The 9,883-nt window shown below is 72.3% G+C and carries 6 protein-coding genes, 3 tRNA genes and 1 pseudogene; 3 read left to right on the forward strand and 7 right to left on the reverse strand.

From position 1 onward, the window contains the following. Nucleotides 1-27: 27 nt before the first annotated feature. The 6 genes and pseudogenes from ACV530_RS30875 to ACV530_RS30900 form a co-directional block, all read right to left on the reverse strand. Nucleotides 28-789, reverse strand: coding sequence for a TetR/AcrR family transcriptional regulator (locus ACV530_RS30875; protein WP_494335963.1), 762 nt, complete (start codon nt 787-789; stop codon nt 28-30). Nucleotides 790-852: 63 nt separating this feature from the next. Further along, the gene (locus ACV530_RS30880; protein ID WP_494335964.1) at nt 853-2,352 is read right to left on the reverse strand and encodes an MFS transporter; all 1,500 of its coding nucleotides are present in this window, start codon (nt 2,350-2,352) and stop codon (nt 853-855) included. Nucleotides 2,353-2,443: 91 nt separating this feature from the next. After that, nucleotides 2,444-2,743 (reverse strand): annotated as a pseudogene (locus tag ACV530_RS30885) (winged helix-turn-helix domain-containing protein); the annotation flags it as partial. Nucleotides 2,744-2,896: 153 nt separating this feature from the next. Beyond that, nucleotides 2,897-2,970 (reverse strand) — tRNA-Met (locus ACV530_RS30890). Between the two features lie 47 nt (nt 2,971-3,017). Further along, nucleotides 3,018-3,090 (reverse strand) — tRNA-Arg (locus tag ACV530_RS30895). Nucleotides 3,091-3,261: 171 nt separating this feature from the next. Further along, a tRNA-Ser gene (locus ACV530_RS30900) sits at nt 3,262-3,352 on the reverse strand. Nucleotides 3,353-3,578: 226 nt separating this feature from the next. Here ACV530_RS30900 and ACV530_RS30905 point away from each other — a divergent pair. Both ACV530_RS30905 and ACV530_RS30910 read left to right on the forward strand, forming a co-directional pair. Further along, a complete protein-coding gene (locus ACV530_RS30905) occupies nt 3,579-4,001 on the forward strand; it encodes an SSI family serine proteinase inhibitor (RefSeq protein ID WP_494335965.1) in 423 nt (140 codons plus the stop codon). Between the two features lie 160 nt (nt 4,002-4,161). Next, nucleotides 4,162-7,542 (forward strand): response regulator, encoded by a 3,381-nt coding sequence (locus ACV530_RS30910; RefSeq protein ID WP_494335966.1) that lies wholly within the window; start codon nt 4,162-4,164, stop codon nt 7,540-7,542. A gap of 130 nt (nt 7,543-7,672) precedes the next feature. Here the strand turns inward: ACV530_RS30910 and ACV530_RS30915 are convergent, their stop codons facing one another. Then, a complete protein-coding gene (locus ACV530_RS30915) occupies nt 7,673-8,932 on the reverse strand; it encodes an MFS transporter (protein WP_494335967.1) in 1,260 nt (419 codons plus the stop codon). 95 nt (nt 8,933-9,027) lie between these two features. Between ACV530_RS30915 and ACV530_RS30920 the strand changes: the two genes are divergently transcribed. Continuing rightward, nucleotides 9,028-9,615: a TetR/AcrR family transcriptional regulator gene (locus ACV530_RS30920; protein WP_494335968.1), complete on the forward strand. Its 588-nt coding sequence runs from the start codon at nt 9,028-9,030 to the stop codon at nt 9,613-9,615. The last annotated feature ends 268 nt before the right edge of the window (nt 9,616-9,883 follow it).

A 9,883-nucleotide genomic window follows, 5' to 3' on the forward strand; every position in this document is an offset into this window, starting at 1 on the left:
CCGGGGTCTTCGCACGTTCCGCCGCGGTCAGCGGTTCCGCATGACCTCGATGCCCGCGATCACGGTGTCCAGCCCGAACTCGAAGTCCCGCTCCCGCATCTCCGCGAAGGTCATCGTGGCGTCGTCCCCGCGGAAGTCGGCGATCGCCTCGGCGTAGGTGTCCGCGTGCTCCAGGCGGTCCGAGACCAGGTCCATGATCCCCTCGAGGTACTGACTGTCGGTCTGTCCCGAAGCGCTCAGCTTCTGGTCGTAGACGCTCTCCAGCACCGCGTACCCGTAGACGAACTGGAAGATCGTCCCTATCGTCCCGGTGATCATCTTCACCGGCACGCCGCTGCGCCGCATCACCGCGAGCACCACGTCGGAGAACTCCAGCGCGCGCGGCCCGATGTTCATGTACCGGACGATCAGCTGCGACACCCAGGCATGGGCGACGAGCACCTTGCGGTACTCCCGGGCCAGCTGACGCACCTGGTCCCGCCAGTCCGCGTCCTCGTCCTTCGGGTCCGGGAGCCCGATCTCGCCGAAGACCTCGTCGAGGGCGAGTTCGAGGAGGTCGTCCTTGTTGTCGACGTACCAGTAGATGGACATCGCGGTCACACCGAGCTCGGCGGCCAGCCGGCGCATGGAGAACTTCGCGAGGCCCTCGGCGTCCAGCAGACGCACCGTGGCGGCCACGATCCGCGCCCGGTCGAGCGTGCCCTCGTCCGCCTTCCGCTTCGCGGAGGGCTTCCTGTCGGCCAGCCAGATGCTGGTCGGGGCGTCTTCGACGCCATTGCCGTGAGCCATGCGCTCCCTCTTCCTGCGGTGGTACGTCCCTGATGCTAGGCCCCTGCGGGGTGCCGTCCGCAGCTACTCCCGCTCCTCCGCCCTGCGCAGCAGGATCCCGGCGACGATGCCACCGAGCAGCACCGCCCCCGCGCCCACCAGCTGCCCGGACTGCACGCCGGAGGCGAACGCGTCCTCGACGGCCGTGCGCTGCGCGCCCGTGTGGGCCTTGCCCAGCGCGGCGGGCAGCGAGCCCGCCCCCGCCGCGACGGCCGGAAGGAGCGCGGCGAAGCGGGAGTTGAGGACGGCGCCCAGCACCGCGACGCCCAGGCCGTTGCCGAACTCCATGAGGGTGCCGTTCACACCGGCGCCCACGCCCGCCTTCTCCGGCGGGATCGCGGACATGATCGCCCCCGCCATGGCGGGCTGCGCGACGGCGATGCCCACGCCCATCAGCACCAGCCCGGCGCACATCCCGCCGTACCCGTGTGCGCCGAACACAGCGACCGAGGCGAGGCCGACGGCCAGCAGGCCCATGCCGACGGCGATGGTGCGGGGCGCGCCGAGCTTCGGCATCAGCCGGGCACCCGCACCGGTGAGGTTGAGGAGCACGATCACCAGCGCGAGCGGCGTCATCCGCAGACCGGTCTGCAACGGCCCGTACCCGAGCACGAGTTGCAGGTGCTGCGTGAGCAGGAAGAACGAACCACCCATGCCGAAGGCGACCAGGATGCCGCCCGCCACGGCCCCGATGAACCGGCGGTTCTGGAAGAAGTGCATGTCCAGCATCGGGAACGGCGCCCGCAGCTCCCACAGCGCGAACAGGGCGAGCACGCCGAGCCCCACGGCGGCGGAGATCAGGACACGCCCGGACGTCCAGCCGTGCACCGGGCCGGAGATGATCGCGAAGACGACGCCCGTCATGCCGATGACGGACAGCAGCGCACCGGGCAGGTCGGGCTTGCCGCCCTCAGGGTTCCTGGACTCCGGCACGAGCTTCAGCACGGCGACGAAACCCACCGCGGCGACGGGTATGTTGACGAGGAAGATCGACCCCCACCAGAAGTGGTCGAGCAGCGTGCCGCCGATGAGCGGCCCCGCGGCGAAGCCGAGCGTGGCCACGGCGCTCCATACCCCGATGGCCTTGGTGCGCTCGTCCTCCGCGAAGACCTGGACGACGACGGCCAGCGTCGTGGTCATCAGCAGGGCACCGCCGATGCCCATGCCCGCCCGCGCGGCGATCAGTTCGCCGGTGGTCTGCGACAGCCCGGCGCCGAGCGATCCGAGGCCGAACAGCGCGAGGCCCAGGGCGAGCATCTTCTTGCGCCCGTAGCGGTCGGCGGCACTGCCCGCGGTGAGGAGCAGGCCGGACTGCACCAGCGAATAGGCGTTGATCATCCACTGGATGTCGGAGGTCGCGGCGCCCATCTCCTCGGTGAGGGAGGGGATCGCCACGTTCAGAACGGTGTTGTCGAGCAGGACGGTGAGCTGTGCGAGACAGATCACGCCGAGGATCACCCAGCGGGCGGGGTGACGCTGCGGCTCGTCCGTGACATCGGCCGAGGCGGCGGTGGACGCCGACATGCGGAGCTCCCTTGTACGGTGTACAACGACTGACGCCGTACACCGTACAAGAGCTCCTGTACGCCGTACAAGGGCTTTTCACGCAGGGGGGTCACGCAGGGGGTTTGAGGACGTACCCCAGCCCGCGCCGGGTATGGATCATCGGCGCCCGTCCGGCGTCGATCTTCCTGCGCAGATAGGAGATGTAGAGCTCCACCACGTTGCCCCGGCCGGCCGCGCCGAGGCCGTGGCACCACACCCGCTCGAGGATCTGCGGCTTGCTGAGCACCCGTCCGGGATGGGACATGAGGAGGCGCAGCAGCGCGAATTCGGTGGCGGTGAGCCGGATCTCCGTACCGCCGCGGGAGGCCCGGCCGCTCTCCTCGTCGAGCACCAGATCGCCCACGGCCAGCTTGCGCACGTCAGTCGTTGCCAGGGTCATGCGGACGATCGTGCGGGAGCCCCGTGAGAGACGGCTTTCCCCGGTCTGGGAATCGTCTGAGAAAAACGCCGCCGCACAAACGCCACAGGCCCGGTACCTGAGGTACCGGGCCTGTGGTCTTAGTAGCGGGGACAGGATTTGAACCTGCGACCTCTGGGTTATGAGCCCAGCGAGCTACCGAGCTGCTCCACCCCGCGACGGTCGAGAAACCGGTTTCTCCCGAAGGAGATCGGCCACTCGGCTGTGCGCTCGGCAGGATTCGAACCTGCAACCTCTTGATCCGTAGTCAAGTGCTCTATCCGTTAAGCTACGAGCGCTCGGCTTCCCGGCCGTTTTCCTGGCCGGTCGGCGTTGCAGGAGCAACATTACATGAACCTCGCCGAGAGGCGAAATCCATTCCCTCCACCTTCCCTGACCTGCGGAAATATCATGAGGGAGATCAACAGAAGAGCCCCGGCCGTCGAGGACGGCCGGGGCTCTTCCGGCTGCGGAGGCGGAGGGATTTGAACCCTCGATGGGCTTTAAGGCCCAAACCGCATTAGCAGTGCGGCGCCATAGACCGGACTAGGCGACGCCTCCAGCACACCCGCGCGAGCGCGGATGTTGCGTGCAGATGATGACACACCCTTGTGGCCCGTCACCAATCGCACTCTACGGTACCGGTCTTTCCGCCGACGGGGCAAAGCACTTCCGGGGCGCGCAACGCGTGGCGGCCCGGCGCGTTAGAGAGGGGCAAGGGTCCCGGCCGCACCGGCCGCCCCCTGCGGACCCCCGCACCGCATCCCGCCCGTTCCTGGAGTCCCCGATGTCACTCCGCCGTCTCCTGCTCGGCACCGTCGCGCTCGCCCCCGCATTGTTCGGCGCCCCCGCCGCCACGGCCGCCCCGGTCCCCCTCCCCGCACCGGAGGCGATCGACCATCTGACGGTCACCCTCACCGACACCGGCCACGACGGCACGTACCACCTCTACTGCCACCCGGCGGGCGGCACCGTGACCGACCCCCAGGCCGCCTGCGCACAGATCGACCAGCAGACGACATGGGGCCAGGACCTCTTCGCACCCGTGCCGCCCGCGAGCAACTGCACCATGATCTACGGCGGACCGGAGCGCGCCCGTGTCACGGGCATCTGGGCCGGACGGCCGGTGAACGCCGACTTCAGCCGGGTCAACGGCTGCGAGATCAACCGGTGGAACAAGTTCTCCCGGCTGCTCGGCAGTTCGCGGTAGTCACACGCGGACCGCCACGACGTGCCCCGCCGCACCCCTCATCCGCCGTCGCGCCGGACTCCGCAGCCCGTAGACTTCCTTTCAACAACACGCCGCAGGGGCAGCGGCAGACCCGCCCGACGCGGTCGCAAGGTGCGGTAACCAGGGAGGAAGCGTCGCAGTGAGCAGCAGGCCATCCCGAGGCGCTGCTCGCCTCGCAGCCATACTCGACGCCCTTCCCGACGCGCTGTTGCTCGTCAACTGCAACGGCACGGTCGTCAACGCCAACCACATCGCGCTGGAACAGTTCGAGGTGCCCGGCACCGGACTCGTCGGCCGCGGACTGCTCGACCTGCTGCCCTCGTTCGACTCGCGCCGCATCCCCGGTTCCCTGCGACTCCCCGAGGACGTGGCGAACGGCGGGCGCACCAAGCCCACCCGCATGGTCGCCCGGCGTACGGACGGCACGCAGTTCCCGGTCGAGGTGACCAGCGCCAACCTGTCCGACGGGCGCACCCCGTACGCCGACGCCCAGGCCGGGTACACCGGCGACGAACTGCTCATGATCGTCGTCCGTGACCTCACCGGCACCATCGACACCGAGGCCGAACTCGCCCGCCAGCAGCGCCAGACCGAGATGATCCTGCGCGCGGCGGCCGAGGGCGTGGTGGGCGTCGACACCGCCGGCAAGGTCGTGCTCGTCAACCCCTCCGCCGCGCAGATCCTCGGCTACCGCGCCAGCGACCTCGGCGGGCGCGAACTGCACCCGCTGGTCCACCATTCGCGCGCGGACGGCACGCCCTTCCCGTACGAGGAATCCCCGATCGCCGACACGCTGCGGTCCGGGCGCAAGCACCGGGTGCGCGGGCAGGTGCTGTGGGCCAAGGACGGCCGCTCGGTGCCCGTCGACCTGACGACCGCGCCGGTGCGGGACGGCGACCAGCTCGTCGGCGCGGTGATGACCTTCACCGACCGCCGCTCGTACGACGCGCTCGCGGCGCGCCACGCGCAGCTGATCGCGATGCTGGAGGGCTCGCTGCACGGCCCGCTCGAACAACTCCGCGGCGAACTGGGCACGCTGGCCGACGACCCGGCCGGACAGCTGTGGCCCGAGGCCAACCAGATCCTGCACCATCTCGCCGCCGGATACGGGCGGATGGCGAAGCTTGTCGACAATGTCCTGGCCCATCAGCGGCTCGAGGCGGGCGAGAGCAAGCTCACCCGTGAACCGGCCGCGCTGGACGAGGTCGTGGCGGCCGGTGTCGAGGGCGCCGTCGAACTGATCGGCCCGGGCCGGGCGCAGTTCGCCGTGCATGCCCCGAAGGTCGAGGCCGAGATCGACGCCGAGTGGTTCGCCCGGGCCCTGGCGCATCTGATCGCGGACGTCGCCGGGGTGGACGCGACCGGCAACGCGCCCTCGGGCAGCTCCCCTTCGGGGGACTCGACGATCGTCGTCGCGGCGGCGAAGCGCGACGCAGTCGTCCGCATCGAGGTACGCGGCCCCTTCGCCGGGGGGGACCCGGTGCACCAGCCGATCGTGCGCGGCATCGTGCAGCGGCACGGCGGCGTGCTGCAGACGCACGACGTCCCGGGTGCGACGGGCGGCAAGGCGTACGTCCTCGAGGTGCCGCTCTCCCCGTCGGACGGCCCGGTGACAGCCCCGGCCGAGCGGCCGGCTTCGCCCCCGAGCATCGGCAGCGGCACGACGATAATGCCGATGCCCGCGCCGAGGGCGCCCGAAGCGGCAGCCCCCGCCGCCGCTCCCATCCCGGAGCAGGGTGGCGGACGGCGACGTGCGCCCGCCGCGCCGGAGGGCGAGCGTACGGAGCAGCCCGCCGCCCCGGGCGCGCCGGAAGCGGCACCGACCGGGCGGCGGCGCGCACCCTCCCGTCCCGCGACCGAGCAGGACAACGAGGCCGAACCGAACGGCACTTCGGAGCGCGTACCCCTGCCCCTGCCCGTACCGGAGCAGTCCGGCGGGCGCCGGGCTCGCCGCGAGGCGGACGGTCCGGCGGAACCGCAGGCCCCCCGGGCCGCGTTCGCACTGCCGCCCGCCGAGGCCGACCGCCGGCCCGAGAGCGGTGGCGGCGCGCCCGAGCCGGTCGGAGCCGCGCCCACGGGGCGCCGTGCCCGGCGCGCCGTCGCCGAGGCGGCGGACGGGCCGGCGGAACCCCAGGCTCCCCGCACCGCGTTCGCACTGCCGCCCGCCGAAGCGGACCGCCGGCCCGAGCCGGAGGCCGGCCATGCGGCCGCGCCCGTCGTCCCGCCGCAGGCCGGGCCGCCGCAGACCGGGCCGGCGCACGAGGCACCGGCGCACGAGATGCCCGCGCATGAGATGCCCGCGCACGAAATGCCGGCGCGTGAGATGCCCGCGCATGAGATGCCGCCGCACGAAATGCCGGCGCCCTCCCCGCAGACCGCCCCCGAGCTCGACGCCCCGCCCACCGGCCGGCGTCGTGCCCGGCGCCCGCTCGCCGAGGAGCCCGGGGCCGCCCCCAAGTCCGCCGGTGACACGGCCGGCCAGCCCATCAGCGTGCGTACGCTCGGCCAGGGCGGTGCCCCGTTCGCCCCGCAGGGCGACGCGACTCCCCCCGGTGGCACCGCCATCGGTTCGGGGCGCCGCCGCAAGCTGGGCAACCCCGCCGAGGGCGAGCGCGAGGCCGCGGCCGTGCCGGCCGCGCGTCCCGCCGCCCGGCCGCACTCGCTGGGCGCGCCCGAGGGCCGCGCCTTCGCCATAGGCGCACCCGACGACGGCGCCGAGGGCCCGGAGCCGCTCGACGGCCCGAACGGGGCCATCGAGGTCGAGCCCGTACGGCCGCCGGTGGACGACGAGTTGCCCCCCGAGCCGCTCGACAACCCGCGGCGCCTGCTCGTCTGGCCCGCCCCCGACACGTCCACCCGGCAGGCCCTGACCGACCACGGCTACCGCCCGGTGATCGTGCACTCCCGCGAGGAGGTCGACGCACAGATCGCGGCCTACCCCGCCGCCCTGTTCGTCGATCCGCTGACCGGGCCGATCACCCGGACCGCGCTGCAGTCGCTGCGCCAGGCGGCCAGCGCGGCCGAAGTCCCGGTACTGGTGACCGCGGGCCTCGGGCAGGCCACGCGGGAGGCGGCGTACGGCGCCGACCCGGCCGTCCTGCTGAAGGCGCTCGCCCCGCGCGACAGCGAAATGCACCCGCCGCGCGTGCTGTTGATCGAGGAGCACGAGCCGATCGCGAACGCGCTGACCGCGACGCTCGAGCGACGCGGCGTGCAGGTCGCCTGCGCGGCCACGGACAGCGAGGCGGTGACCCTCGCCGGACAGATGCGCCCGAACCTGGTCGTGATGGACCTGGCGCAGGTACGCCGCCGCCGTGCGGGCATCATCGACTGGCTGCGCGACAGCGGCCTCCTCCGCCACACCCCGCTCGTCGTCTACACCTCCGCCGGCATCGACCCGGCCCAACTCCCGCGCCTGGCCGCGGGCGAGACCGTCCTCTTCCTCGCGGAGCGCTCGACGAGCGCGGAGGTACAAGGGCGGATCGTCGACCTGCTGGGCAAGATCGGCACCAAGCCGTAGGCGGGTGGTGCGGGGTCGGTGGTGGGGTGGTCGGGTGCGGGGCGGGACGGAGCCCTCTGGGGGCTGGATTATTTACGGGCCGGAGCCCGGAGTCCTGATGGGAACCCGGAACTCGGCCCGCAAATAACCCTTACGCCCCCTGCCGGGCTCCGTCCCGCCCCGCACCCTCCCGCCGCCGCCCGCCCGCGCCGCCCAGCCAGCCCGCCGCCACCCACACCGCGGCGATCACGCACACGCTTCCCCAGCCCCACCGGCCGAAAGCCGCGCCGGCCAGGGCTGTGGCCACCGCGCCGCCGATGAACGCGGCCACGACGTAGGCCGTATTGGCCGTGGCGGGCTTGGGCGTCGACGCGAGCGCTCGTGTCTGGTTGGCGACCTGGCCCGCCACGAGCCCCGCGTGGATCAGTACGCCTGCTGCGCACAGTGCCCAGAGTTGTCGCCCGCCGAGCCAGAACAGGGGGACGGAGGTGGTGACGAGCACGTACGCGGCCACCACTACCCGGCGCGGTCCGAAGCGGTCGATGAACGTGCCCGAGACGGGCGCCAGGGCAGTGGAGGCGAGGCCGAACAGGCCGAAGAGGCCCGCTGTTCCGGCGGACATGCGGTACGGGCCGGACGAGTCGGTGAGCAGCAGGGTCACACTGGTCCACAGCGCCATCCACGCCCCGAACAGCCCGGCCTGGCGTATGCAGGCCGCCCGGAGCTCCGCCGACGAGGCCACCATGCGGGGCAGACCGGCAAGGGACTTCAGCGGGTTGACCACGCGGCGCGGCCGGGTCTCGGGGGGCAGCATGAACGCCGTGATCAGCCCGATCGCGATGGTGGCCACCGCGGCGCCGTAGAAGACGGCACGCCAGCCGTACGCCTGTCCGGCCATCCCGCCGAGTACGCGCGCGGCCACACCGCCCGTGAACAGCCCGGCCACCACGGCGGACACATGCCGGGCCCGCCGCTCGGCGGGGGCGCGCTCGGCCACGAGCGGCACGAGCAGCTGGGGGACGACCGTGGCCGCGCAGGCCACCAGCACGGCGGCGGCCAGCGCGGGCAGCCCCGGCGCGAGGGCGCCCACGACGAGGGCCGCGGCCGCGACGGCGGACAGGACGCCGACGAGCCTGCGGCGGTCGGCGGTGTCGCCGAGCGGCGCGAAGATCAACAGGCCGAGCGCATAGCCGAGTTGGGCGACGGAGGCGATCCACCCCGTGGCCGAGGACGGGACGCCGAAGTCGTGGGCGATCAGCCCGAGGAGCGGAGTCGCGAGATAGATGTTCCCGGCGGTGATGGCCGTGCACAGGGCGATGACGCCGAGCAGCACGCCGGGCCGGGGGCCGGTGTGCTGCTGCTGCGGGGATGGTATCCGTACGGGGGTTTCGGCGGTGGACGCGGAGGTCATGGGGGACGGCTCCCTGATCTAACCAACTGGTTGGTTAGAGATCTTGCCCGGGTGGCCGGAAGCCTGTCAACCAAATAGTTGGTTACCCTGAGGGCATGGCATCAGTCAGGGACCCCGAGGCGACCAAGGCCCGCATCTTCGCGGCGGCCACCGCCGAATTCGCCGCTCACGGCATCGCCGGCGCGCGCATCGACCGCATCGCGGCCAACGCCAAGGCGAACAAGCAGCTGATCTATGCCTACTTCGGCAACAAGGCCGAGCTCTTCTCCCAGGTCGTGGAGCGGCGCCTGGTGGAACTGGCCGCCGACATCCCGGTCGACGCGGAGGACCTGGACGGCTGGATCGACCGGCTGATGGCCTATCACGCCGCGAATCCCGAACTGATCCGGCTGATCTACTGGGAGGGCCTGGAGTACGGCACCGGCGGCTTCCCGCACGAGGAGGAGCGCAGGAGCCACTACGGACGCAAGGTCGCGGCGTTCGCGGCCGCCCAGGAGAAGGGGGCGATCAGCTCCGACATCCCGGCGGCGGACCTGCTGTTCATGATGATCGCGCTGGTGTCCTGGCCCACCGTCCAGCCGCAGATGCGCCGCGTACTGACCGGCGACACGGAGGAGGACCACGAGCGACTGCGGACGTCCGTCCGCACGGCCGCGCGTCGCATCGCGGGTCTGACTGGTTAGGGCCTCCGGCGGAGCCGAACCAGGGCGCACCCAGGGGCGGATCTCCGCCGCGCGAGCGCAGTGGCTGCCCGCCCGGGAGCCCGATGGGCTCGGGGTGCGGCGTGGGCGCTACGGCCCTGGGCGGCGCGGGCGGGCGGCGGCAGGAGGGTGCGGGGCGGGACGGAGCCCGGCAGGGGGCGTAAGGGTTATTTGCGGGCCGAGTTCCGGGTTCCCATCAGGACTCCGGGCTCCGGCCCGTAAATAATCCAGCCCCCAGAGGGCTCCGTCC

Source organism: Streptomyces sp. SX-6, from assembly GCF_059089585.1.

Bases quoted from the DNA above. Each gene is read 5' to 3' on its own strand.
- ACV530_RS30875 (WP_494335963.1), bottom strand. From the start codon at position 789: ATGGCTCACGGCAATGGCGTCGAAGACGCCCCGACCAGCATCTGGCTG.
- ACV530_RS30905 (WP_494335965.1), top strand. From the start codon at position 3,579: ATGTCACTCCGCCGTCTCCTGCTCGGCACCGTCGCGCTCGCCCCCGCA.
- ACV530_RS30920 (WP_494335968.1), top strand. From the start codon at position 9,028: ATGGCATCAGTCAGGGACCCCGAGGCGACCAAGGCCCGCATCTTCGCG.
- ACV530_RS30915 (WP_494335967.1), bottom strand. From the start codon at position 8,932: ATGACCTCCGCGTCCACCGCCGAAACCCCCGTACGGATACCATCCCCG.
- ACV530_RS30880 (WP_494335964.1), bottom strand. From the start codon at position 2,352: ATGTCGGCGTCCACCGCCGCCTCGGCCGATGTCACGGACGAGCCGCAG.